Here is a 24,217-nt window from a genome sequence, read left to right on the forward strand (position 1 = left end):
CAAAGCATGGAATGCTGCCGGTAACAGCCCCTTATAGGGGCAAAACAAACCACCGGCTTAGCCGGTGGTTATGATTTAATATAAAATTTTATTTTAAAGTGAGAGTAAATTCGTCGCCAATTGCTTCTTCTCCAATAGGGATTTCTCTGTTGCCATAGCTGTGAACTGTCACTCTGTATAATTGGCATCTTAGCGTTTTTATTTCATTTAAAAGTTCATCGGCAGTAACTTTGCTAATGACTGGTGAAAAGTATAGGTTGGATTTATTTTTCTCTGCTTCACGAGTTTCAAAATATACAAACCTATTTTTAGAATCTCTGGCTTTTATTGAATAAATATATCCATCTTCGGTGTCAGGATAGGTCAATACAATTTTTTGTGAAGCTGGGCTTGTAGTAAAGCTTTCAATGACAATATTATTAGTATCTGGAATAGTAAAGTCCTTTGCTATAAGATTTTTTTTCAATTTCATTTGTGACATATCTATATTTGTTGAGAGACTAATTTTTTTCTTGTTTCCTAAAAACTCATCGAAGAAAAATTCTAAATTAACTTTGCCTTCTTTTGGCAATGATTCTTCTAAATCATATTTAAGAGTATAGACATTTACTTTTTCATCTTCAGGTAAAGTATAGGCAGAGCCAGTAGAACTAAGAATATTATTTTTCTTGCCATTAACTTTAAGTTCAGTTAAGTTAACTTCTCCAGAGGGTATTTTTTCTGAGTCATTTAGGCTTAAAATAACTGTGTATAAATTGTTATCTTCAATGATAAATTTATCTAGAATATATTTTTTTCCATTTATTTCAAAAGCTTCGTTTAAATTTACGCTGTACTCATCAACTTCCCTTGACAATCCCATGGCATCAGATAAAGTAATTTTAAAATTACTTGCTACTTCTTTTGTCTTTGCCAATACATAACCACCAGATGTGTGGTTTGTTATTCCTAAAATCAATATAAGAGATGCTGCTATTGCTACAATTCTTTTATTAAACTTATTTTTCTTGTTTTTTATTTTTAATGATCTCACAGTTTTTTTGAGTTTTTCTTTTTCGAAATCATTAAGAGGAATTTCTTCGTATTCAATTTTCATATCGTTTAACTCATCATAAATATTATTTTTCATAAAAACTTTTCCTCCATTTTTTTAAAAAATTTCTTCCTCTGCTAACTTTTTTATAGGCATTTGCTGTGGAAATATTTTGCTTTGATGCTGCCTCTTTATAGGAAAGGCCATGGATAAAAATATTTTCAAAAAGTTTTTTATCTTCATCATTTAAAAGTGAAAGAATTTCTTCTATTTCTAGATTTGAATATAAATCTGAATCTACAGTTTTTGAATCTTCATCTAGTCTAAGGCTTTCAAATTTAATTTCTTTTCTAAGAATATCTATGGCTCTGTATTTCGCAACAAGGGCACACCAATTTTTAAAAATGGACCTACTTGGGTCAAAGTATTCTATATTTTGCCATATACTTAAGAGAGCATCATTCATAGCTTCTTCCCAGAGGTTTGGATATTTCCAAAGTGTTTTTGAAATAACACCTTTTAATATTTTTCCATATTCTTCAATAAATATATAAAGGGCATCTTCATCTTTCTTTTTTAGCCTTTCTATCAAGTCTTTATTATCCATATTTCCTCCTTCACTTATATATTCGTGATAGAGATAATAATTCTGACAAATTTTTAAAATTAAAATTTATGAAAAATAATTTTGAGCGCAAAAAAAACTATCCTGGTCATCCAAGATAGTTTTTAAAATTAATATTTAAGTTCTTTATTTGAATAGATAGAGTAAGTTAATACTATCATCAAGATAAATATCACTGCATTTGCTATTAGGCCAAATAGGTTTAGGTTTGCGCTGACAAAACTATAAGGTCTAAAGGCTTCGTTAGGGAAGTAAGTAACTACCATTCCGAAGACGTCGCCAATAACTTTTCCTACAATTGTAAGTAGTACAAGAAGGAATACAAAAAGTGCAGATACTGCATCTTGATGTAGGGCTGACTTAGACATTGAAGAGAAGAAGAATCCAATGGACATAAAGACAAGGCCAGAGCCAAGTAGTCCAACGAAAACTTTTACAAGTCCTTCAATAATTTCAAAGCTTGTAACTTGTGGAGTGTCGCTTCCAAGAGAAGAAACTCCAAGCACAAGTCCAAAACTTGCAAGGGCCATTATTATTAAGAATAAAATATAAATTAAAATATTTGCTGTGAACTTTCCAGTTACAATTTCTGATTTAGAAATTGGGTTTGAATAAATATATTCAATGTTACCTGAAGATTGTTCCTTTGCAAGGGAGTTAGCTCCAAGTTGCATTGCAAATACAAAAATTAATATTCCAAGATAGTGGTAAACTAGGGCAAGATAGTCGCCAATGTTTACTATATCCATGCCTTCATAAAAGCCCAAGATATTTTTTGTCGGCTCGTTAAAACTTTCTAAAACTGAATTAAAGAGCGAATTCATTTGTGACTCTGCAAGGAAAGGATAAAAGGCAAGCATAAGTCCCAGTAAAATTATTAGGACAATGGCCCAAGAGATCATCTTTGCAAAGTTTGATTTAAATTCCATATTAAATATCATCTTTGTCCTCCTTTAGCTTTGTTTCTTCACTTGCATTGAAGATGCCTTCATTAGAGGTATCAAATACTATTGTGTCGCCAGAAGTTTTTTCTTCCTTTGGAGGATCAAGAACTTCTCCTTGAGGAGTCTTTGGATTTTCTCCAAGAACTTTTTCAGAATACTCTTCATCAACGAAGAGGTTTGTCTTTGTGTTGTGGACTGTATCTTTTTCCATTTCATCTTCGCTTATGCCTTCAACACTATTGAAGTTGTTATCAGCTTGGTCCAGCTTAATAGTAGCTTCACTTACTCCATTAATAGTATCTGCTTCTATTGTAGAAGTTTCTTCTAGCTTGATGTCCTTAGATTCCACTGGAGCTTCAGGCTTTCTTCTTGGAAGTTTTGCATTTTCTCCCTTGTAGTAAGCTTCAACCTTGTCGCTTAGCTCAGCATCTTCAAGAATATAATTTTCTAAACCTTCTTCATAGATAACTTTTGAAAGTTCTGGAAGAGGACCATCGAAGTAAAGGATAGTTTCGTCTTCTTCGTCCTTGATAATTCTTGCCCCAATGGAAGTAAAGTAATTTAAATTGCCCCTGTAGGAATCAATTTTTAGGACCTTATCTCCAGCTGCCTTTACATTGTTGTACTCAATGTCTTGAACCTTACCATCAGATAGGTAGGCAATACGAGCAGAATATTTTTTTGCCTCTCTTAGTGACTCAGATAGGAGTAAAACTGTTAGGTTTTCTTGCTCATTTAATTTCTTCACATGAGAGAAGAGTCTGTCAATGTCCTTGTCATCTAAAAACTTAGAAGGATTGTCTAAGATTAAAAGTCTTGGCTTAATAATTAGGGCGTTAATAATAGCTAAGAGTTTTCTCTCCCTGTCTCTCAAGTCACAAACCCTTAAGTTTGAATTAAATTCAAAATAATCACAGAGGATGTCAATGTCTTCTGTGTTGGATAGGTTGTGTGCATTAAGTGTCTTTTTTAATAGTGCGAAGGACTTGATTTTTGAATCGAAGATCATATCTTCTGGCACAAGAGACACGCTTTCTTTTATTTCTTTTGATTCTTTAAATGAATCCATATCATAAACCTTAATAGATCCACTATTAGGTTTTAAAAATCCCATTATAATTCTTGCAAGAGTAGTCTTTCCAGATTTTTCAGTTCCAAGTAGGGAGAAGAATTCTCCTTCAAGGATTTCAAGATTTAATTTTTGTAAAACTTTATCTTTACCCTTGCCCTTTGTCAGGTCATTTATGACGATGGCACTCATACTATTCACCTCTTTAATAATTAATAAACTCATTATACAATAAAAAATATTTAAATAAAAGATTAGTAAGCCCATCTTAGCTAAATAATAGAAAAGATTGAAGCAAAACCATTTCAAATTTTTATATTTTATAACTTATTGTATATTCACAAGCTAGTAAAAATTTATGACTTTATAGAAAGCTAGGACTTCATAGAAAACTATGACTTAGTAGAAATTTGTGGATTAATAAAAATTTACAACTTTACAAAAACTTATGACTTTATAAAAATTTTACAAGTTGAGGACTAAGACTAATTAAAATAAAATGACTTAAAAAGTGGCTTGTGATATAATTTTACTTTGAATGGAGGTTTTTAAATGAAACTTGGAATCGTGGGACTACCTAACGTTGGTAAGTCTACTTTATTTAATGCCCTAACAAGTGCTGGAGCAGAAGCTGCAAACTATCCCTTTGCAACAATTGAGCCAAATGTTGGGGTTGTAAATGTGCCTGATGAAAGACTAGAAGTTCTTTCAAAATTAAATAACTCACAAAGAATTATCTACACTAATATAGAATTTTATGACATTGCTGGACTTGTTAAGGGAGCCAGCAAGGGGGAAGGACTTGGCAACCAATTTTTATCAAATATCCGTGAAGTTGATGCCATTGTCCACGTTGTAAGATGTTTTGACGACGAAAACATTATTCACGTTGATGGTTCAGTTGATCCTTTGCGTGACATTGAAAATATAAACCTAGAATTAATTTTCTCTGACCTTGAGCAAGTTGAAAATAGGTATGGAAAGGTTGCAAAAAAAGCAAGAGCTGAAAAAAATCTTGCAAAAGAAAGAGACCTTTTAGAAAAAATTAAGACTGCCCTTGAAGAAGGAAGGTCTGCAAGAGAAGTTGAACTTGATGAGGAAGAAAAGAAAATTATCAAGAACTATTCCCTTCTTAGTGCAAAACCTGTTATCTATGTTTGTAACGTTGCAGAAAGTGAACTAACTAAGGATGACAATAAGTATGTAAAGGCAGTAAGAGAATACGCAGAAAAAACTGGCGACGAAGTTGTAGTTATCTCTGCAGAAATTGAATCAGAAATAGCTGCCCTTGATGAAGATGAAAAGGAATTATTCTTAGAAGAGCTTGGTCTTGACTCATCAGGTCTTGATAAGTTGATTAAGTCAAGCTACAAGCTCCTTGGTCTAATTTCCTTTATCACAACTGGAGAAATGGAAACTAGGGCTTGGACAGTTAAAAAGGGTTCCAAGGCACCAGTTGCTGCTGGAAAAATTCATACAGATATGGAAAGAGGATTTATTAAGGCAGACACAATCTCCTACCAAGACCTTGTTGACTCTGGCTCAATGGCAAATGCTAGGGACAAGGGACTTATTAGAAGTGAAGGAAAGGACTATGTCGTTGAAGATGGCGACGTAATTGTCTTTAAGTTTAACGTATAATTAAGCTGAAGAAAAAAGGTGATTTATGATTAAAATGCTTTCAATGGACCTAGATGAAACTCTCTTAACAAGCGATAAGGTGATGACAGAATCCTTTAGGCCCTTTGTGGAAAAATTAAAAGCTAATAATATTATTCCCGTGGTTGCAACTGGAAGAGAATTCTACACTGCTCACAGATTTGTGGGCGAAGATCTTGAGATAGATTTGATTTGCAACAATGGAAATATTATTAAGAATAACAAAACTGGAAAACTTGAATTTGTAAATCCCATGTCAAAGGAAGATGTAGATTTAATTATGTCCTTTGACAAGAATGACAAGGTCTACTCCACAATCCATGTTGAGAGGGAAGATGGGATTGACCTCCTATACAAGAAAAAGAATTTTAATTCTCTTGAAGGGACTTATGTGGATGCCTTTAGGGGAAGAAATCTTGGACTTGATAACTTTGATGATTTTGAAGGTTATCCTCTTTCAATTGTTTTTGCAGGAAGTCACGACGACTTAGTTGAACTTAGAAGGAATATAAAAGATGGAATTGGAGATGACAAGTTCAACTTCCATCTTATGAAGATAAAGAGACATCCAAAGTGGATGCTGGAAATCCTTCAAAAGAATGGGGACAAGTTTTTCGGCGTAAAGAAGTATGCAGAAAATAGGAATATAAAACTAGAAGAAGTTGCAGCAATTGGCGACGACTCCAACGACAAGATGCTTGTAGAAAATGTTGGACTTGGCTTTGCCATGATAAATGCTGTTGATGTCTTAAAGGAAGTTGCCGATGTGGTTTCTGATTATGACAACAACCATGATGGCGCAATAAAAATTTTAGATAAGGTTTTATTTGGTGATTAAATGAATATTAACTGGTACCCTGGTCACATGAAGAAGACCATAGAGGATATTGAGAAGAAGTTAAAGCTCGTTGACTTTGTAATAGAAATTATAGATTCCAGAATCCCCTTCTCAAGTAGAAATCCTCTCTTTGATGACCTCTTAAAAAACAAAAAGAGACTTCTTATTTTTAACAAGTCAGACCTATCTGATCCTAAGTTAAACGACCTTTGGATGGATAGACTAACTGATGAGAACAACTTTGCCATCTCCTACAATGCAATGAAACCCAATGTTGGTCTCGTTGTAAATAAGTCAGAAGAACTAATGGCAGAAGAAATAAAAAAATTTGAAGACAAGGGCCTTAACAAGGGACCACTACGTGCTATGATTGTTGGGATTCCGAACTCAGGCAAGTCAACTTTTATCAATTCAATATCAGGCACAAGGTCAGCCAAAACTGGAAACAGGCCAGGAGTTACCAAGGTCAACCAGTGGATAAAGATTCATCCCAAGCTCCACCTTCTTGACACACCAGGGGTTCTTTGGCCAAAGTTCCAAGATAAGGTTGGACTTAATCTTGCCTTCACTGGTGCCATAAAAGATGAAATCATGGACAGGGAAACTCTTGCCTTGAGATTAATAGAAAAGTTAAAGGAAATTGCTCCTTCTTCTTTAGAAGAAAGATACAAGCTTCAAGATATCCATGACATGACTGGAATTGAAATCATGGATGAAATTGGAAGTAAGAGGGGAGCCCTAATGCGTGGTGGCTACATCGACTACGAAAAAGTTTCTGGCATTATCCTAGATGAATTTAGGAAGGGAATCCTTGGAAGGATTACATTGGAGGTTCCTGATGAGTTTTTATAATTTTGAAGAAGAATATTATGAAAAGGGCTACAAAAATATTTGCGGTATAGATGAAGTTGGCAGGGGATGTCTCTTTGGCGACGTAGTTTCCTGCGCAGTAATTATGCCAAGGGGAGAATACATTGAGGGGGTAAATGACTCCAAAAAATTATCTCCCAAGAAGAGAGAGGCACTCTACTTAAAAATTTTAGAATCTGCAATTGCAGTTGGTATTGGCAGGGCAAATGCTGACATAATTGATAAGGTAAATATTAGGATGGCGACCCACATCTCCATGATCAACGCTCTTGAAAATTTAAGAGACAGTGAAAATAATAAAATCGAAGCTGACTGTGTATTAATTGATGCTGAAACTATTCAAACTGGAATTTTTCAAAAGGCAATAGTTAAGGGTGACGAGTCTTGCTACTCCATTGCCTGTGCATCTATTGTTGCGAAGGTCTACAGGGACAATCTCTGCAAGAAGTGGGCAGAAGAATATCCCCAATATGGACTTGAAAAGCACAAGGGTTACGCAACAAAATATCACAGAGAAGCTCTTAAAGCTTACGGTCCAAGTGACATGCACAGAAAAACTTTTTTAAAGAATATAAAATCATGGTAGGACATAATTTATTTTTCGGAAATCGTGGGGAAGATATTGCCACAAAATTTTTAGAAGAAAAGGGCTACCTTATATTAGATAGAAATTATCGCGCCCTTGGAACAGAAATAGATATTATTGCACGTGACAAGGATGAACTTGTCTTTGTAGAAGTGAAGTCGCGTAACTCTAGAAAGTATGGAGATGCTTATGAAGCTGTGACAGAATACAAGATGCAAAATATTATTCAAACAGCAACAGCTTACATTATGGCAAAGGGGCTTTTTGATATTATGGTTCGCTTTGACATAATTGAAGTTTATTTTAATGAGAAGGAAATCAATCACATAGAGTCGGCATTTATGCTTTCATAAAACTAGGTTAAGCCTAGTTTTTTTATTTGCAATAATTACTTGCTAATTAAAAAACTTGTGTTATTATAGTTAATAGAAAAAACATAGTAATTTTGTATGAATTATTTTTAATAAATGGAGGAAGTATGACAGAGTTATTGAGAATAGAAAATTTAAGCGCAGGCGTAGAGGAAAAGCAAATTTTAAAAAATATAAATTTGAAAATTAATTACGGCGAAGTTCACGTAATCATGGGACCAAATGGTTCTGGTAAATCTACTCTTGCCAATGTAATCATGGACAATCCTGTTTACAATGTAACAAGCGGAAAGATCTTCTTAGATGGTGAAGACATAACAGATCTTACTACAGACAAGAGAGCAAACAAGGGACTATTTATGTCCTTCCAAACTCCAGAAGAAGTTCCGGGAATTTCTGTAGAAAACTTTATTAGGACTGCAAAGTCTTTAAAGGAAGACAAGACAATTTCAATTTTAAAATTTAAAAAAGAAATTAAGAAGGAAATGGAAGAATTAAAAATGGATTCTTCTTACGCAGAGAGATATTTAAACGTAGGCTTCTCTGGTGGAGAAAAAAAGAAAAACGAAATTCTTCAAATGTTAATGTTAAAGCCTAAGCTTGCTATTCTTGATGAAACAGACTCGGGTCTTGATGTTGATGCAACAAGAATTGTATCAAGTGGTATTGAAAAATATTTAAACAAGGACAATGCAGTTTTAATTATCACTCACCACAAGGAGTTAATCGACAACATTAAACCTGACTTTGTTCACGTTGTATTAGATGGTGAAATTGTAAAAGAAGGAGACGCTTCTCTAATCGATAAAATCGAAAAAGAAGGATTTAACTGGATAAGAGAAGAGGTGAAATAATTTGGTTAAGAAGGTAGAAAAAACTTATGTAGAAGACATGGACCGTGGGGTCTATGACATTAAAAATAAATTCACATTTAGGTCAAAGACTGAGAAGGGACTTACAGAAGAAATTGTAAGACAAATTTCTGCTGAAAAGGACGAACCAGAATGGATGCTTGAAAGTAGACTTAAGGCTCTTAAGATCTTTAACGAAAAAGAAAATCCAAAATGGGGTCCAGATCTTTCTGAAGTTGACATGGATGAAATCACAACTTATATAAGACCAGATGCAGATATGTCTGACGACTGGAAAAATGTTCCTGATGAAATTAGGGATACTTTTGACAAGCTTGGAATTCCTGAAGCAGAAAAAGAATCCATGCTTTCTGGTGTTGGAGCTCAATACGACTCTGAAGTTGTTTACCACTCCATCCAAAAATATCTTTCAGACCAAGGTGTAATTTATACAGACTTTGAAACAGGACTTAAAGAATATCCTGAAATTGTAAAAAAATATTTTAGCAAGTGTATCACACCTAATCTTCACAAGTACGCAGCCCTTCACTATGCAGTATGGTCTGGTGGATCCTTTGTATATGTGCCAAAGGGAGTAAACGTAGATATACCTCTACAATCTTACTTTAGACTTAATGCTCCAGGCGCAGGACAATTTGAACACACACTAATTATTATAGAAGAGGGAGCCTACTGTCACTTTATAGAAGGTTGCTCTGCTCCAAAGTACAATGTTATAAACCTACACGCAGGTGCAGTTGAACTTTTTGTTGGAGAAGGCGCAACTCTTAGGTATTCAACAATAGAAAACTGGTCAAGAAATATGTACAACCTCAACACCAAGAGGGCAATCGTTGAAAAAGATGGAAAGATCGAATGGGTTTCAGGATCCTTTGGTTCAAAAGTTTCCATGCTTTACCCAGCGTCAATCCTTGTGGGAGAAAATGCATCTAGTGAATTCACTGGTATCTCCTTTGCAGGTGAAGGACAAAATCTTGACACTGGAGCACAAGTTGTTCACGCAGCACCACACACTACTTCAACTGTAAATACAAAATCAATTTCAAAATCTGGTGGGATTGCAATTTACAGGGGACTTGTTGAAATAAAAGAAAATGCTGTTGGCGCAAAGAACGCAACATCTTGTGAGTCCTTGATGCTTGATAATAAGTCAAGATCAGACACTATTCCTACAATTAAAATTGAAAACAATAATATTGATATTGGACACGAAGCAAAAATCGGAAGGATTAGCGACTCAGTTATCTTCTACCTAATGTCCAGGGGTATCTCTGAACAAGAGGCCAAGGAAATGGTAGTAAGAGGTTTTGCTGAGCCAATAGCTAAGGAACTTCCTATGGAATACGCAGTTGAGATGAATAACTTAATTAATCTTGAACTTGTTGGAGCAATTGGGTAGGTGAAAGATGAATAAATTAATAGGAAATGAAATTGCCTTTAAGACTTTTGATTTCTTAAGGGTAAATGAAGCAGAAATAGAAATTCCCCAAATTAAAGGGGTCTTATATAGAGAAGTAGGAGAAGATAATCCAGGAGAAATTTCTGAATTTGAAAATATTAAGTACGGCATATCAAATGACGCCTTAGATTTAAATAGGAAATACCTAAACTATTACAAGTCCTACACAAGTGAAGAAGGAAAGACAGAAGAAGCCTTCAAGTTATTTGAACTTGACGATGAATATTCTGAACTCTTTGACCTTCATCACATAGTTGCAGAAAAAGATTCAAAATTAAAAGTTGTCCTCGATTACACATCTTGTGGCAGCAGTGAAAAATTTAGGAATACTGTTATAAAAGTCCTTGCAAAAGAAAACTCTGAAGTCGAAGTTTTTGTAATAGCAAGAGATGATGACAAGTCCCTAGTTCTTGAATCTATTGGAGTTTATACAGAAGACCATGCAAAAGTCAGCGTCCACCAATATGAACTTGGATCAGCTAGACTTTACACAAACTACAAGTGTGAATTAATTGGCGAATACTCTGAAGGCCATGTAAATTCAATTTACTTTGGTCAAAAGGATGAGTACATCAACATGAACTATGACATGATTCACAGGGGCAAGAAGACTGAGTCAGACATCTTAGTTAATGGAGCCTTAAAGGGTAGGTCATCAAAGAACTTTAAGTCAAACCTTCAATTTATAGAAGGTGCTAAGGGTGCAGTGGGTTCTGAAGAAGAATATTCAATCCTACTTGATGATACAGTTCACTCAATCTCAGTTCCCCTAATGCTTGCTCATGAAGATGATGTTGTTGGTAACCACGCATCTAGTTCTGGTAAGCTTGATGGAAATCAAATTTTTTATCTAATGTCTAGGGGTATAAGCTATGAAGAAGCAGAAGCCCTAATAGTTGAGTCCAAGTTCTCTGGAGCTATTGATGCCCTAGGAGATGAAAAGTTAAAGGACGAAGTTTGGGAAGCAGTTAGAGAGATTATAAAGAGAGGAAATTAAATGTTTACTAAAAACGAAATAGAAGAAATTAGAAAAGAGTTTCCCTTTTTAAATTTAAAATCCAATGGAAAGCCAATAATTTATCTTGACAATGGTGCAACAACACAAAAACCAAGAGAAATTATTGATAATATAAAAAACTTTTACGAAAGTGAAAATGGAAACCCTCACAGGGGAGCCCACTATCTTGCAATGAAGTCAACAGAAGTTTACGAAGATGCAAGACAAAAGATAGCAGACTTTATTGGAGCAAGGAAGGCATCAGAAGTTGTATTTCTTAGAAATGCAACTGAAGCCTTAAACCTTCTCGCTTACTCTTATGGACTAAACAACTTAAAAGAGGGCGATGAAATTGTAATTTCAATTATGGAACACCACTCCAACCTTGTGCCTTGGCAAGAAGTTTGCAAGAAAACTGGAGCAAAGTTAAAATTTTTATATGTTGACGATGATATGCAAATTCCATTTTCTGAAATCGAAGAAAAAGTTACCAAGAACACAAAGATTGTTTCAATCACAGGAGCATCTAATGTTGTTGGAACAAATCCTGATATAGAAAAAATTGTAAAGTATGCAAGAGAAAATTCTGATGCAAAAATCATTCTTGATGGAGCACAACTAGTTCCTCACAGGAAGGTAAATGTAAGTGAACTTGACGTTGACTTTATGGCCTTCTCTGGCCACAAGATGTACTCTGCCTTGGGAATTGGTGTACTTTATGGTAAAGAAGAACTCTTAAACAAGATGGATGTCTTCCTTACTGGTGGCGACATGATTGAATATGTCTACGAAGACCACACAACTTTCTTAGATGCACCACAAAGGTTTGAAGCAGGAACTGCCAATGTTGAAGGAGCAGTAAACCTTGCAGCAGCCATTGACTTTATAAATAAATACGGTATGGAAAGAATTGACGACTACGAAAGATTTTTAACTGACTACTGTTATAGCAAACTTAAAGAACTAGACTATCTTGAAGTCTACACAACAAGTGACAAGAACAGGGCCCCAGTAATTTCTTTCAATTTTAAAGAAGCTCACCCTCACGATGTTGCATCAATCCTTGACACTTATGGAATTGCCATAAGATCAGGTCATCATTGTGCTCAACCTCTTCACAGGTACTTGGGTTCAAACTTCTCTTGTAGGGCAAGTTTTGCAATCTATAACACAGTGGAAGAAATTGATTATTTCGTTGAACATCTTGAAGATGTAAGGAGGATTTTAGGAATTGAATCTTGATAATATTTACACAGAATTAATCTTGGAACACTCCAGGAACAAACACAACAGGAGAGAGTTAGAAGACTACACAAAAAAAGAACTTGGTCACAATCCAAGTTGTGGAGATGAAATCACTCTTGAAGTTAAGATTAAAGATGACACCATAGAAGATATATCCTACACAGGTCACGGCTGTGCCATCTCTCAAGCTTCAACTTCAATTATGTGTGACAATGTAAAGGGCATAAAAGTTGAAGAAGCTATTGAAAGAGCAGACAAATTTATTGGTATGGTAAAGGGAGAGATTGACGACCCAGATGAGCTGGAAGATCTTGACGATGCCATTGCCTTTGAATCTATTTCAACTTTGCCTGCAAGAGTAAAGTGTGCAGTCCTATCCTGGTACACATTAAAAAATATGTTAGAAAACAATGAAGATAAGGGATCTTTTAATCCATTATAAGAGGTGATTAGATGAAATTATCTACAAAGGGTCGTTACGGCCTAATGGCCATGTACAACTTAAAGGAAAATATGGGAAAGGGTCCAATAGCCTTAAAGGATATAGCAAAAGATGAAAATCTTTCAGAATCTTATTTGGAACAACTCTTCACCCTTCTTAGAAAGGCAGACCTTGTCAAATCAATTAGGGGTGCAGGAGGAGGTTATGTCTTAGCAAGAGACCCACAAAACATTGCAATTGGAGAAATTATAAATGCCCTTGAGGGAGATATTTCTCTTTCCTGCTGCGACCTTGGAAAAAATGTTGCTTGTGGCAAGCAAGCTGATTGTGCAACAAGAGATATCTTATCTAAACTTCAAGGTAAAATCGAAGGTGTCATGGAGTCCATGACCCTAGCAGACATGTGAGGCCCTTATGATTTACATGGATAATGCTGCAACTACTAGGATCACAGACAGTGTTTTTGAAGCCATGCTTCCTTATTTAAAAGAAAATTATGGTAATCCATCGGCTATCTATTCACTGGGTCAAAGATCTAGGGCAGCAATAGAAAATTCAAGAATAAAAATTGCAGAACTCTTGGGAGTAAAGGCAAGTGAAATTTACTTTACTTCCTCAGGGTCTGAATCAGATAACTGGGCCCTAAAGGGTTCACTCTTACCCAATCAAGAAAATCACCTTATCTCATCAAGGATTGAACACCCAGCAGTTTTAAATTCACTAAAAAAAATCGAAAGCTGGGGAGGACAAGCTAGTCTTGTTTCTGTTGATGCAGAAGGTTTTGTTGACTTAAGAGAAATTGAAAATTCAATTAAAGATTCCACAAGACTTATTTCAATTATGTTTGTCAACAATGAAATAGGAACTATAGAACCCCTTGCTGAAATTTCAAAAATAGCTAGAGAAAAAAATATTTTATTTCACACAGACGCAGTCCAAGCTATAGGAAATATAAAATTTAAAATCAAAGACATTGGAGTAGACATGCTTTCCTTATCTGGTCACAAGCTTGGCGCACCTAAGGGAGTCGGAGTACTATACCTTAGAGAAGGAATAGACCTAGATAACTTTCTCGATGGTGGCGAACAGGAAAGAGGAAGGAGGGCATCAACAGAAAATCTTGCATCAATAGTTGGACTTGCAAGAGCAATGGAAGATGCTTACAATAATATTGAGGACTATTCATCTTACACAAGAGATTTGAGAGACTATACAATAGAAAAACTTTTGAATATAGATGGAATAATTTTAAATGGTCCTAGAGAAAATAGACTTCCTGGAAATATAAATATCACTTTAAAAAATACTAAGCCTCAAACCATGGTTCAGTATCTTGATATGTTTGATATATGTGTTTCCTCTGGATCTGCTTGTGCAGCAGGAAGCATTAACCCATCTCATGTTTTAAGGGCAATAGGAAGAAGTGAAGAAGATTCACTTTCTATGCTAAGACTTTCACTAAATCACGAAAACACAAAAGAAGAATGTGATTACGTAGTGGAAAAAATAAATCAAGGGATGAAAAAGTTCAAGAACAGGTGATATTATGTTAGAGCAAATATCTGGTAACGCTGCTAGATTTATGATTTATGCCCTTGTCATCCTCTCTATTCTTTTAATATTTTTAGCAATATACTATCTAATAAATATTGGGAACAGGTATATAGAAGGCAAGAAGAGAATAAATATAGACCTAAGCCTTATCACAAAAATATTTTTGGGGATACTTATTTTTTACTTAATAAACATACTCTTTAATAAGTTCCCAATCCTTGGCTACACACTTTCATCGGTTATAATTGCAATAATCTTTGCCTATATAATCAATCCAATAGTAAACTACTTGGAGAGAAAGGGAGTCAAGAGACAGTTTGGTGTAATAATAGTTTACATCTCAGCCATACTTATTTTTGGAATTTTAATAGTTTCTGTAATTCCAAAAACAATTAACGAAGTTTCAAATCTTCTTACAAGTTTACCTGGTATGGTGGATACTTTAATAAGAGAATTTAACAATTTCTTGTCAAATGTATTTGCCAAGTTTAACATCGAACTACCAAAGAACTTTATAAACATTTACAAAGAAACAAATCCAAAGGTAAATGGAAATGTAGAAACTCCACAAATAGTTTCTAACATCTTGGACTCTATTAAGGGCACTATTAACGACTTAATAGTAAAAGTTCAGGGGTCACTAATGGGTTCACTATCAAATGTGATTTCTAAACTTTATGGATTTTTAACTTCAGCCTTTAGGTTAGTCTTAATAATTATTTTTTCTTTCTACTTTTCAGTGGACAAGGAAAGATTTATGTTGAGAGTGAAGAAGGCAATACCAAATAAACATAGAGAAGACATCTCTTACTTGACAAGGAACATTGATATAGCCCTTCAACAATTTATAAGAGGAAGAATGCTTATGGCAATATTTGTGGGCTTACTCACAATGGTCTACCTCTTAGTATTAAGAGTGGACTTTGCCATAATAATTGGTCTTATAACTTGTGTTGCAGATATAATTCCTTTTATTGGTCCTTTCCTTGGTTGTGCGCCGGCAGTTTTATTTGCCTTTATGGACTCACCAATGAAGGCCCTTTGGGTTCTAATATTATTTGTAATCGTTCAATGGGTAGAAAATAATATTCTTGCACCAAAACTCATTGGAGACTCAACAGGACTCAACCCACTCGTAATTTTAATTTCAATAATTATTGGTGGTGGAATCTTTGGTGTATGGGGAATGGTTATCTCAGTTCCATTGACGTCAATTATCTTTATACTCGTTGATTTTATCAAAATAAAATACAACGATAGGTATAGCTCTAATTGACATTCATATTCTTTATAATTATAATATTTATAGCACATCCTCCCAGGGTATGGGAGGATTTTTAATAGGAGTTGTTTATGAAATATTTAGGTTTACACGATATAAGAACAGAGTTTTTAAAATTTTTTGAATCAAAAGGACACTTCATACTACCAAGTTTTTCACTAATTCCAAAAAATGATAAATCACTTCTTTTAATAGGAGCTGGGATGGCACCAATGAAGAAATTTTTCACTGGCGAAGAAATTCCTCCTGCAAAAAGAGTTACAACTTGCCAAAAATGTATTAGGACTGGCGACATAGATAACGTAGGTTTAACAGATAGACACGCAACATTTTTTGAAATGCTAGGGAACTTCTCCTTTGGTGATTACTTCAAGCACGAAGTAATTCCTTGGGCTTGGGAATTTTTAACAGTCAATCTTGAAATCCCAAAAGAAGATCTTTGGGTTACAGTTTATTATGAAGACGATGAAGCCTACAACATCTGGAAAGACGTAGTGGGAATCGATGAAGAAAAAATAATTAGACTTGGCAAAGAAGATAACTTCTGGGAACTAGAAGTTGGTCCATCTGGTCCATGTTCTGAAATTTATGTTGACAGGGGACTTGAACACGGATCTGAAGATGAAAGACCTGGTGGAGAAGGCGACAGATTTATTGAAGTTTGGAACCTTGTATTCACTCAATTCGATAAGGATGAAGAAGGTAACTACAAGCCTCTAGCTCATCCAAACATTGATACAGGTATGGGACTTGAAAGAATTGCAACTGTCCTACAAGGAACTGACAATATTTTTGAAATTGATGCAATAAAAGATATTATCCAAGAAATTGCAAAAGTTTCTGGCAAAAAATATGGCCAAGATAAAAATGCAGATATATCCTTTAGGGTAATCACTGACCACATTAGGGCTATGACTTTTATGATTTCTGATACAATTGTCCCTTCTAATGAAGGAAGAGGCTATGTACTTAGAAGGCTTATAAGAAGAGCTGCAAGACATGGAAGAAAACTTGGCATCGAAAGAGCCTTCTTATATGAAATAGCTGACATGGTAATTAACTCTTGGGGCGAACAATACACAGAACTCAAGGAAAACAGAGAATCCATAAAAGAAATCATTAGAAGAGAAGAAGAAAAATTCTTGGAAACTATTGATGGTGGTCTTGTTAGACTTAAGGCCCACATAGATGAAATGAAGGGAAACAATGAAAAGCTATTAGATGGAGAAAAAGCCTTTAAGCTTTATGACACTTACGGTTTCCCAATTGACTTAACAGAAGAAATCCTTAGAGAAGACGGTTATGACGTTGACATGGAAGGTTTCCAAAAAGAAATGGATGACCAAAAGAGAAGAGCCAGAGAAGCTAGAAATGATTCCAATGTTGGCTGGGCTAACCAAGACAACAAGCATCTTTTTGAAGGACTTAGTGATGAGTTCCTAGGCTATGAAAAAGATGAATGTGATGCAAATATTACAAGAATAATTGCTGATGATGAAATTGTTGATTCCCTTGAAAAAGGTGAAGAAGGCCTTGTAGTTCTTGATAAGACAACTTTCTACGGAGAAAGTGGTGGTCAAGTTGGAGACACTGGTGAAATTATTTCAGACAACTTTAAGTTAAGAGTTACTGATACAAAGAAAACTAAGGATGGACTTCACCTTCACCTTGTAAAAGTTGAAGAAGGAAAGCTAGAAAAAGCACCAGTTAAGGCTATTATTGATTCTAAGAGAAGAAACAATATAAGAAGGAATCACTCTGTAACTCACTTACTTCACAGAGCCCTTAAAGATGTTCTAGGTAGCCATGTAAACCAAGCAGGTTCCTTAGTTATGGCTGACAGGATGAGATTTGACTTCTCTCACTTTGATGCAATGACAAAGGAAGAAATTGCTGAGGTAGAAAGAAGGGTTAATGAAAAAATCTTTGAAGGACTTCCAGTTGAAACGAAAGTAACAGGACTTGAAGAAGCTAAGGAAATGGGCGCTATTGGACTTTTCGAAGGTAAATACCAAGACCAAGTTAGGGTCCTATCTATGGGAGATTACTCTCGTGAACTTTGTGGTGGTACTCACGTATCCAACACTTCAGAGATTTCCATGTTTAAAATCCTATCTGAAAGTGGTATAAGTAATGGGGTTAGAAGAATTGAATCCATTACTGGACCAGCTGTTTATGAATATTTAAACAACTTAAGTGCAAAAGAAGAAGAAATAGCTAGTGAATTAAAATCTAACAAGGATGAAATAATTCAAAAGATAAAATTAAATATTAAAAATCTTAAAGAAGCAAATAAAAATCTTGAAAAACTTGAACATGATCTTGCTAAGGATCAAATTTCTGATATAACAGGTGATGTTAGAGAAAAGAATGGAATCAAGTATGTAATCAAAAAGTTCGATGGAGTAGATGTTAATACTCTTCGTGACCTAGCTGACGAAGTTAGAAATAAGCTTGGATCAGTTGTTGTTTTATTTGCTGCAGTAAATGATGATAAACTAAACTTTGTATGTGCAGTTTCCAAGGATCTTGTTGATAAGAAAATTGCTGCCGGTAAACTAATCAAAGAAATCGCCAAAGTAGCTGGCGGTGGAGGAGGCGGTAGACCTGATATGGCAACTGCTGGTGCAAAGGACTTAAACAAGGTGGAAGAAGCTCTAAACAAGCTAGATGAGCTCTTATAATAATGTCAAAATAGATACTTTTATGATATAATCTATTTGGAGGTAATTATGGGTCAAAATAACAATACACAAATTTTTGAAAAAAGCATTTTGGAACAAGAAAGAATTAAGAGTATTTTAAGAACAGTTTATAATGCTCTAGAAGAAAAGGGATACAACCCAACTGACCAAATTATAGGATATATATTATCAGGTGATCCCACATATATCACAAGCCATGATAATGCAAGATCCATGATACAAGAAGTAGAGCGTGACGAGCTTTTACAAGAAATGTTAAAAGTTTATTTAGAAAAAATTTGAGATGGTTTGACCATCTCTTTTACATATTATATATGTACCTGTAAAGGTTGTGGTTAAATGAATAAAATTTTAGGCCTTGACGTAGGAGATGTGTGGATTGGGGTAGCCATAAGTGATGCCCTAATGCTTACTGCACAACCTCTTATGACAATAAAAAGAGAATCTAATAAGATAGCCTATGAGAAAATTCATGAAATTATAAAAGAGAACAATGTAGAAAAAGTAGTGGTAGGTCTTCCAAAGAACATGAACAACACTATTGGGCCTCAAAGTGAAAAAGTAATCAAGTTTGCAGAAAAATTAAAAAACAAATTTAAAGTAGAAATTGAGTATGTTGACGAGAGAATGACCACTTTAATGGCTGAACAAGTTTTAATAGAAGGTTCTGTTCGAAGAGAGAATAGGAAAAAATATATAGATAAAATTGCTGCGACTTATATCCTGCAATCCTATCTGGATAGAATAAATTTATAGGTGATAAGATGGAAAAAATAAAACTATATGACGAAAATGATAAAGAAGTTGAATTTTTTGTTGATGCAAAATTTTCTGTTGAGGACATTGATTATGTCGCACTCTATACTGACGAGGAAAATCCAGAAGTATATATTTTAAAAATAATTGAGGACGAAAATGGTGACGAGCTTCTTGCTGGCATCGATGATGACGAGTTAGAAGTTGCAAGCAAAGCTTATGAAGAACTATTAGATGAATTAGACGGTGAATAAATGAAAAGAAACGTTGAACCTGTTAAAAAAATCTTAAAAGAGAGTGGATATAAATACACTAAACAGAGGGCAAAAGTCTATGAAATTTTTCTGGACAACAAGGACAAACACTTGACGACAGAAGAAGTTTATAACTTAGTTGCAAAAAAAGACCCAGAAATGGGAATTGCAACTATTTACAGGACTGTGCAATTATTCCACAAGCTTGGAGTCTTAGATCAAATTGCTTTTGATGATAATATTTTGAGATATGAACTGAGAGTACCAAGTGAAGGACATAGGCACCACCATCTCGTTTGCATGAATTGCGGAAAAGTAGAAGAAGTTGACATTGACAACTTAAATGAACTAGAAGCTAAAATAGAGAAAGAGAAGAATTTTAAAATTGTTGACCACACTCTAAAATTTATGGGTTATTGCGAAGACTGCCAACACAAAATTGAGGAGAAGGCAAATTAATGAAAAACACAAATAAGGTGAAGATAATTCCCCTGGGAGGACTTCACGAAATCGGAAAGAATCTTACACTAGTTGAATATAGAGATGATATCATTATCATAGACTGTGGTATGACTTTCCCAGAAGACGAAATGCTTGGTATTGATGTAGTAATACCAGATGTAACTTATCTAGAAAACAACAAACACAGGATAAGGGGACTTGTCCTAACTCACGGTCACGAAGACCATATTGGAGCTATTCCATATGTACTAAGAAAATTAGACCTAGACATTTATGGAACAGGACTGACAATTGGATTATTAGAAAACAAATTAAAGGAACACAGACTTTCTAGAGACAAACTTCACGTAGTAAGTGCGGGTGATGTTGTTAAACTTGGAAAAATGGAAGTTGAATGGATAAATGTAAACCACTCTATTCCTGATGCTTGTGCCCTTGCAATTAAGACACCACTTGGATATGTTTACCACTCTGGTGACTTCAAGGTTGACTTCACTCCAATTAGTGGAGAGCCAATTAACTTAACCAGAATTGCAGAAATCGGTCAAAAAGGCGTACTTGCCATGATTGGTGAATCTACAAATGTCCTAAGAGAGGGCTACACAATGAGTGAGTCTAAGGTTGGAGAAACTTTTAATAGGCTTTTCCAAAGTTTGTCAGACAACAGAATTATTATTGCAACTTTTGCATCTAATGTTCACAGGGTTCAACAAATTATTAACTCTGCAGAAAAGTATGGAAGAAAGGTTGTATTATCTGGTAGGTCCATGGTAAATGTAACAGAAACAGCGAGAAAGCTTGGACAATTTAGGGTTAAAAAGGATACTTTCATTGACATCAAAGATATGGATAAGTATGACGACAGTGAGCTTGTATTAATTACAACAGGTTCACAAGGAGAGCCAATGTCAGCTCTTACAAGAATTGCCTATGGAGAACATAGAAAGATTCAGCTTACACCAAATGATGCAATTATCCTTTCAGCAACTCCAATACCAGGAAATGAAAATGCTGTTACCAAGGTAATAAATAGACTTCTTGAAAGAGGAGCAAAGGTAATTTACGAAACCTTATCAGAAATTCACGTTTCTGGTCACGCATGCCAAGAAGAGTTAAAACTTATCTTGAGCCTAGTAAAACCAAAATACTTTATACCTGCCCACGGTGAAGTAAGACACCTTATGAAGCACGCTAAGATTGCGCAACAAATGGGCATGGATGAAGAAAATATTTTTATAATGGAAAATGGAAACTGTCTTGAAATTTCACAAAAGTCTGCAAAGCTTGTTGGAGATGTTCCATCTGGCAACATCCTTGTTGACGGACTTGGAGTTGGTGACGTTGGTAACATCGTCCTAAGAGACAGAAGACACTTATCAGAAGATGGACTAATAATTGTTGTTATCTCCTTGACAAAAGAAGGCAAGGTTGTTTCAGGTCCAGACATTATTTCAAGAGGTTTTGTATATGTAAGAGAGTCAGAAGACCTTATTGAAGATGCAAAGAATGTTGTTAGAAAAATTCTTAACGACGATTCACGTGACAACCTAAGGGATTGGAATGGACTCAAGTCTGATATAAGAGATAACTTGAGATCATATATTTTCAAAAACACAAAGAGAAATCCTATGATTTTACCAATTATTATGGAGGTTTAGGATATTTAGGGAATCTACGAGGTTCCCTTTTTTAGAGGAATTATGCCAAATATAAATTACGATTATATAGAAGATTATTTAAGAGATTTAAAAGATTTAAAAGATGAAAAACTTCGCGAGATGATGGATTACGCAGAAGAAAATCACGTTCCAATAGTGGAGAGGGAAAGTGAAGAGTTTATCAACTTCCTTCTTGCCATGCATAAGCCCAAGAAAATCCTTGAGCTTGGAACTGCCATAGGCTATTCTTCTATTTCCTTTGCCAAGAGGAATAAGTGCATAGAAAAAATTGACAGCGTAGAGTTAAAAGAAGAAATGGTAGAAATTGCGAGAAGAAATATTTTTGAAGTGGGCCTTGAAGATAGGATAAAGGTTCATCACAGTGACGCCTATGATTTTCTTTTAGACTTGGATGAAAAGTACGACTTTATATTTATAGATGCAGCCAAGGGACAATATGAAAAATATTTTGATGAGGCCCTTAAGAATTTAAATGAGGGAGGTATAATCCTCTGCGATAATGTTCTATTCAAGGGAATGATTGCAGAAGACTCCCTAGTTAAGAGAAGAAAGATAACAATTGTAAAAAGACTTAGGAAGTTTTTAAAAGATATTTCCAGTGATGAGAGATTTGACTCGTCAGTAATACCCATTGGGGACGGAATACTTTTAGTAAGGAGAAAAGATGAAGAAGATTGAACTTTTAGCACCAGCAGGTGATATAAATAAATTAAAAACTGCAGTGGAATATGGTGCCGATGCAGTGTATCTTGGTGGAGAAAGCTTTGGACTTAGAAAAGCTTCCAAAAACTTCTCAATGGAAGATATTAAGTGGGCAACGGATTATTTACACGAGAGGGGAAAGAAGATTCACGTAACTCTAAACATAATTCCCCACAACCATGACATGGAAGGTGTAGAAGACTACATCAAAGACCTCTATGAAATTGGAGTAGACGCTCTTATAGTTGCTGACCCAGGCATGTTTATGAAGGTTAAGGAAGTTGCACCAGACTTTCCAATCCATATTTCAACTCAAGGATCAGTAACTAATGTGGAAACTGTAAAATTCTGGCAAAAGCTGGGAGCAGAAAGAGTTGTAATGGCAAGAGAGCTAAGCCTAAAGGAAGTAGCTGATATTATTAAAGAAGTTGGTGACTCTATAGAAGTTGAAACTTTTGCCCACGGTGCCATGTGCATGTCCTACTCAGGAAGATGCCTTCTATCAAATTACATGACTGGAAGAGATGCCAACATGGGTGACTGTGCCCAACCTTGCAGGTATAAGTACCACCTAGTTGAAGAGAAGAGACCTGGAGAATACTTCCCAATAGAAGAACACGACGAGGGAACTTTTATTATGAACTCCAAGGATCTTTGCATGATTGAACACATTGACGAGATGATTGAAGCTGGTATTGCCAGCCTAAAGATTGAAGGTCGTGTAAAAAGTGAATACTATCTTGCAACAGTAATTAGGTCTTACAGGATGGCAATTGATGCTTATTATAGAGATCCAGAAAATTACAAGTACGACCCATCACTATTAGAAGAAATTAAAAAGGTAAGTCACAGGGACTTCACAACTGGTTTCTTCTTTGGACAAGCTAATGAAAATTCACAAGTATATAAGGACAACTCCTACATCAGAGGTTACGACTTTGTGGGAATTGTATTAGACTATGATGAGGAAACAAAGATTGCGACAATCGAACAAAGAAATAGGGTCTTTGTTGGTGAAGAAATTGAAATCTTTGGACCTGGCGTAAAACATTTTGACTACAAAATAGAAAAGATGTTAGATGATAAGGATAGAGAAATCGACGTTGCAAATAAGGCAAAGCAAATTTTTAAAATTAAAATCGACCAACCTATTAAAAAAGGATTTATTTTGAGGAGAGAAAATGAAGAATAAGGCCTGTATTATTGGAATATGCGGTGGAAGTGGTAGCGGCAAGAGTACTGTTACCAAAAAACTAATTGATTTAATTGGAAGGGACAAGGTCTCTGTTATTGAGCAGGACTCCTATTATAAGGACCAATCAAACTTAGTCTTTGAAGAAAGAGTTAAGACTAACTATGACCATCCCCTTGCTTTTGACAATGACCTCTTGTTTGAACACTTAGAAATGTTAAAGGATGGCAAGTCTATTGAGAAACCAATTTATGACTTTGCCCTTCACAACAGAAAAAAAGAAAAGGAAATTGTTGAAGCAAAACCAATTATTATTCTTGAGGGAATTCTAATTTTTAATGAAGTCAACCTAATTGACATCATGGACATAAAAGTTTTTGTTGATACTGATGCCGATGTGAGAATCATTAGAAGGATTAAGAGGGACATGCTTGAGAGAGGAAGGTCACTTGACTCAGTTATTGATCAGTACCTTTCAACAGTTAGACCATCACATCTCCAATTTGTTGAGCCATCAAAGAGGTATGCAGACCTAATTATCCCAGAGGGTGGCGAAAACGAAGTGGCTATAGATATTTTGTACCAAAAAATTAAATCTTTGGTATAAAAGTGTTTGACAAG

Annotated in this window: 26 protein-coding genes; 22 read left to right on the forward strand and 4 right to left on the reverse strand. The window is 35.1% G+C overall.

What is annotated here, in order from left to right:
• Window positions 1-88: 88 nt before the first annotated feature.
• The 4 genes from M9426_RS07310 to M9426_RS07325 form a co-directional block, all read right to left on the reverse strand.
• Window positions 89-1,129 (reverse strand): DUF4179 domain-containing protein, encoded by a 1,041-nt coding sequence (locus M9426_RS07310; protein WP_250341817.1) that lies wholly within the window; start codon window positions 1,127-1,129, stop codon window positions 89-91.
• The gene (locus tag M9426_RS07315) at window positions 1,119-1,640 is read right to left on the reverse strand and encodes a sigma-70 family RNA polymerase sigma factor (RefSeq protein WP_250341818.1); all 522 of its coding nucleotides are present in this window, start codon (window positions 1,638-1,640) and stop codon (window positions 1,119-1,121) included. The genes M9426_RS07310 and M9426_RS07315 overlap by 11 nt, the downstream gene beginning before the upstream one ends.
• A 128-nt stretch (window positions 1,641-1,768) precedes the next feature.
• Entirely contained in the window at window positions 1,769-2,599 is an 831-nt protein-coding gene (locus M9426_RS07320) for an ABC transporter permease subunit (protein WP_060799374.1), read from the reverse strand.
• On the reverse strand, window positions 2,589-3,863 hold the full coding sequence (locus M9426_RS07325; protein WP_250341819.1) for an ATP-binding cassette domain-containing protein: 1,275 nt from the start codon (window positions 3,861-3,863) through the stop codon (window positions 2,589-2,591). The genes M9426_RS07320 and M9426_RS07325 overlap by 11 nt, the downstream gene beginning before the upstream one ends.
• Before the next feature lie 360 nt (window positions 3,864-4,223).
• Here M9426_RS07325 and ychF point away from each other — a divergent pair, with 360 nt between their 5' ends.
• The 22 genes from ychF (at window position 4,224) to udk (ending at window position 24,203) form a co-directional block, all read left to right on the forward strand.
• Window positions 4,224-5,312 (forward strand): redox-regulated ATPase YchF, encoded by a 1,089-nt coding sequence (gene ychF / locus M9426_RS07330; protein ID WP_250341820.1) that lies wholly within the window; start codon window positions 4,224-4,226, stop codon window positions 5,310-5,312.
• A gap of 25 nt (window positions 5,313-5,337) precedes the next feature.
• Window positions 5,338-6,168 carry an HAD-IIB family hydrolase gene (locus M9426_RS07335; RefSeq protein WP_250341821.1) on the forward strand — a complete coding sequence of 277 codons (831 nt, stop codon included), beginning with the start codon at window positions 5,338-5,340 and terminating at the stop codon, window positions 6,166-6,168.
• Complete coding sequence (gene ylqF, locus M9426_RS07340) at window positions 6,169-7,020, forward strand: ribosome biogenesis GTPase YlqF (protein ID WP_005956176.1); 852 nt, start codon at window positions 6,169-6,171, stop codon at window positions 7,018-7,020.
• Window positions 7,007-7,624, forward strand: coding sequence for a ribonuclease HII (gene rnhB, locus M9426_RS07345; protein ID WP_195443264.1), 618 nt, complete (start codon window positions 7,007-7,009; stop codon window positions 7,622-7,624). The genes ylqF and rnhB overlap by 14 nt, the downstream gene beginning before the upstream one ends.
• Window positions 7,618-7,977 carry a YraN family protein gene (locus tag M9426_RS07350; protein ID WP_250341822.1) on the forward strand — a complete coding sequence of 120 codons (360 nt, stop codon included), beginning with the start codon at window positions 7,618-7,620 and terminating at the stop codon, window positions 7,975-7,977. Before rnhB ends, M9426_RS07350 begins: the two co-directional genes overlap by 7 nt.
• Before the next feature lie 125 nt (window positions 7,978-8,102).
• On the forward strand, window positions 8,103-8,849 hold the full coding sequence (sufC, locus tag M9426_RS07355; RefSeq protein ID WP_060799388.1) for a Fe-S cluster assembly ATPase SufC: 747 nt from the start codon (window positions 8,103-8,105) through the stop codon (window positions 8,847-8,849).
• Window positions 8,850-8,886: 37 nt separating this feature from the next.
• Window positions 8,887-10,266 (forward strand): Fe-S cluster assembly protein SufB, encoded by a 1,380-nt coding sequence (sufB, locus tag M9426_RS07360; RefSeq protein ID WP_250342633.1) that lies wholly within the window; start codon window positions 8,887-8,889, stop codon window positions 10,264-10,266.
• A gap of 7 nt (window positions 10,267-10,273) precedes the next feature.
• Complete coding sequence (locus M9426_RS07365) at window positions 10,274-11,323, forward strand: SufB/SufD family protein (protein WP_250341823.1); 1,050 nt, start codon at window positions 10,274-10,276, stop codon at window positions 11,321-11,323.
• Window positions 11,324-12,565: a cysteine desulfurase gene (locus M9426_RS07370; RefSeq protein WP_250341824.1), complete on the forward strand. Its 1,242-nt coding sequence runs from the start codon at window positions 11,324-11,326 to the stop codon at window positions 12,563-12,565.
• Complete coding sequence (gene sufU / locus M9426_RS07375; RefSeq protein WP_005956153.1) at window positions 12,555-13,010, forward strand: Fe-S cluster assembly sulfur transfer protein SufU; 456 nt, start codon at window positions 12,555-12,557, stop codon at window positions 13,008-13,010. Before M9426_RS07370 ends, sufU begins: the two co-directional genes overlap by 11 nt.
• A gap of 11 nt (window positions 13,011-13,021) precedes the next feature.
• On the forward strand, window positions 13,022-13,417 hold the full coding sequence (locus tag M9426_RS07380) for an RrF2 family transcriptional regulator (protein WP_005956306.1): 396 nt from the start codon (window positions 13,022-13,024) through the stop codon (window positions 13,415-13,417).
• Between the two features lie 7 nt (window positions 13,418-13,424).
• Window positions 13,425-14,552: a cysteine desulfurase family protein gene (locus M9426_RS07385; RefSeq protein WP_005956298.1), complete on the forward strand. Its 1,128-nt coding sequence runs from the start codon at window positions 13,425-13,427 to the stop codon at window positions 14,550-14,552.
• Between the two features lie 4 nt (window positions 14,553-14,556).
• The gene (locus tag M9426_RS07390) at window positions 14,557-15,840 is read left to right on the forward strand and encodes an AI-2E family transporter (protein WP_060799396.1); all 1,284 of its coding nucleotides are present in this window, start codon (window positions 14,557-14,559) and stop codon (window positions 15,838-15,840) included.
• A gap of 77 nt (window positions 15,841-15,917) precedes the next feature.
• Window positions 15,918-18,530, forward strand: a complete 2,613-nt coding sequence (gene alaS, locus M9426_RS07395; RefSeq protein WP_250341825.1) for an alanine--tRNA ligase — start codon at window positions 15,918-15,920, stop codon at window positions 18,528-18,530.
• A 48-nt stretch (window positions 18,531-18,578) separates the two neighbouring features.
• Window positions 18,579-18,833, forward strand: coding sequence for an IreB family regulatory phosphoprotein (locus M9426_RS07400; RefSeq protein ID WP_005956238.1), 255 nt, complete (start codon window positions 18,579-18,581; stop codon window positions 18,831-18,833).
• A gap of 57 nt (window positions 18,834-18,890) precedes the next feature.
• Window positions 18,891-19,307: a Holliday junction resolvase RuvX gene (gene ruvX, locus M9426_RS07405; RefSeq protein WP_005956077.1), complete on the forward strand. Its 417-nt coding sequence runs from the start codon at window positions 18,891-18,893 to the stop codon at window positions 19,305-19,307.
• Between the two features lie 8 nt (window positions 19,308-19,315).
• A complete protein-coding gene (locus M9426_RS07410) occupies window positions 19,316-19,561 on the forward strand; it encodes a DUF1292 domain-containing protein (protein ID WP_005956313.1) in 246 nt (81 codons plus the stop codon).
• Window positions 19,562-20,020, forward strand: a complete 459-nt coding sequence (locus M9426_RS07415) for a Fur family transcriptional regulator (RefSeq protein ID WP_005956136.1) — start codon at window positions 19,562-19,564, stop codon at window positions 20,018-20,020.
• Window positions 20,020-21,681, forward strand: coding sequence for a ribonuclease J (locus tag M9426_RS07420; RefSeq protein ID WP_005956166.1), 1,662 nt, complete (start codon window positions 20,020-20,022; stop codon window positions 21,679-21,681). The genes M9426_RS07415 and M9426_RS07420 overlap by 1 nt, the downstream gene beginning before the upstream one ends.
• A gap of 42 nt (window positions 21,682-21,723) precedes the next feature.
• Window positions 21,724-22,380, forward strand: coding sequence for an O-methyltransferase (locus tag M9426_RS07425; RefSeq protein WP_060799400.1), 657 nt, complete (start codon window positions 21,724-21,726; stop codon window positions 22,378-22,380).
• Entirely contained in the window at window positions 22,367-23,596 is a 1,230-nt protein-coding gene (locus M9426_RS07430; protein WP_060799402.1) for a peptidase U32 family protein, read from the forward strand. Before M9426_RS07425 ends, M9426_RS07430 begins: the two co-directional genes overlap by 14 nt.
• A complete protein-coding gene (udk, locus tag M9426_RS07435) occupies window positions 23,586-24,203 on the forward strand; it encodes a uridine kinase (protein WP_060799404.1) in 618 nt (205 codons plus the stop codon). The genes M9426_RS07430 and udk overlap by 11 nt, the downstream gene beginning before the upstream one ends.
• The last annotated feature ends 14 nt before the right edge of the window (window positions 24,204-24,217 follow it).

Origin of the sequence: Peptoniphilus genitalis (assembly GCF_023614525.1) — a bacterium.
Taxonomy (GTDB): domain Bacteria; phylum Bacillota; class Clostridia; order Tissierellales; family Peptoniphilaceae; genus Peptoniphilus_A; species Peptoniphilus_A genitalis.

Coding starts and splice junctions, on each gene's coding strand:
- M9426_RS07310 (WP_250341817.1), bottom strand. CDS start 1,129: ATGAAAAATAATATTTATGATGAGTTAAACGATATGAAAATTGAATAC.
- M9426_RS07315 (WP_250341818.1), bottom strand. CDS start 1,640: ATGGATAATAAAGACTTGATAGAAAGGCTAAAAAAGAAAGATGAAGAT.
- M9426_RS07320 (WP_060799374.1), bottom strand. CDS start 2,599: ATGATATTTAATATGGAATTTAAATCAAACTTTGCAAAGATGATCTCT.
- M9426_RS07325 (WP_250341819.1), bottom strand. CDS start 3,863: ATGAGTGCCATCGTCATAAATGACCTGACAAAGGGCAAGGGTAAAGAT.
- ychF (WP_250341820.1), top strand. CDS start 4,224: ATGAAACTTGGAATCGTGGGACTACCTAACGTTGGTAAGTCTACTTTA.
- M9426_RS07335 (WP_250341821.1), top strand. CDS start 5,338: ATGATTAAAATGCTTTCAATGGACCTAGATGAAACTCTCTTAACAAGC.
- ylqF (WP_005956176.1), top strand. CDS start 6,169: ATGAATATTAACTGGTACCCTGGTCACATGAAGAAGACCATAGAGGAT.
- rnhB (WP_195443264.1), top strand. CDS start 7,007: ATGAGTTTTTATAATTTTGAAGAAGAATATTATGAAAAGGGCTACAAA.
- M9426_RS07350 (WP_250341822.1), top strand. CDS start 7,618: ATGGTAGGACATAATTTATTTTTCGGAAATCGTGGGGAAGATATTGCC.
- sufC (WP_060799388.1), top strand. CDS start 8,103: ATGACAGAGTTATTGAGAATAGAAAATTTAAGCGCAGGCGTAGAGGAA.
- sufB (WP_250342633.1), top strand. CDS start 8,887: ATGGACCGTGGGGTCTATGACATTAAAAATAAATTCACATTTAGGTCA.
- M9426_RS07365 (WP_250341823.1), top strand. CDS start 10,274: ATGAATAAATTAATAGGAAATGAAATTGCCTTTAAGACTTTTGATTTC.
- M9426_RS07370 (WP_250341824.1), top strand. CDS start 11,324: ATGTTTACTAAAAACGAAATAGAAGAAATTAGAAAAGAGTTTCCCTTT.
- M9426_RS07380 (WP_005956306.1), top strand. CDS start 13,022: ATGAAATTATCTACAAAGGGTCGTTACGGCCTAATGGCCATGTACAAC.
- M9426_RS07385 (WP_005956298.1), top strand. CDS start 13,425: ATGATTTACATGGATAATGCTGCAACTACTAGGATCACAGACAGTGTT.
- M9426_RS07390 (WP_060799396.1), top strand. CDS start 14,557: ATGTTAGAGCAAATATCTGGTAACGCTGCTAGATTTATGATTTATGCC.
- alaS (WP_250341825.1), top strand. CDS start 15,918: ATGAAATATTTAGGTTTACACGATATAAGAACAGAGTTTTTAAAATTT.
- M9426_RS07400 (WP_005956238.1), top strand. CDS start 18,579: ATGGGTCAAAATAACAATACACAAATTTTTGAAAAAAGCATTTTGGAA.
- ruvX (WP_005956077.1), top strand. CDS start 18,891: ATGAATAAAATTTTAGGCCTTGACGTAGGAGATGTGTGGATTGGGGTA.
- M9426_RS07410 (WP_005956313.1), top strand. CDS start 19,316: ATGGAAAAAATAAAACTATATGACGAAAATGATAAAGAAGTTGAATTT.
- M9426_RS07415 (WP_005956136.1), top strand. CDS start 19,562: ATGAAAAGAAACGTTGAACCTGTTAAAAAAATCTTAAAAGAGAGTGGA.
- M9426_RS07420 (WP_005956166.1), top strand. CDS start 20,020: ATGAAAAACACAAATAAGGTGAAGATAATTCCCCTGGGAGGACTTCAC.
- M9426_RS07425 (WP_060799400.1), top strand. CDS start 21,724: ATGCCAAATATAAATTACGATTATATAGAAGATTATTTAAGAGATTTA.
- M9426_RS07430 (WP_060799402.1), top strand. CDS start 22,367: ATGAAGAAGATTGAACTTTTAGCACCAGCAGGTGATATAAATAAATTA.
- udk (WP_060799404.1), top strand. CDS start 23,586: ATGAAGAATAAGGCCTGTATTATTGGAATATGCGGTGGAAGTGGTAGC.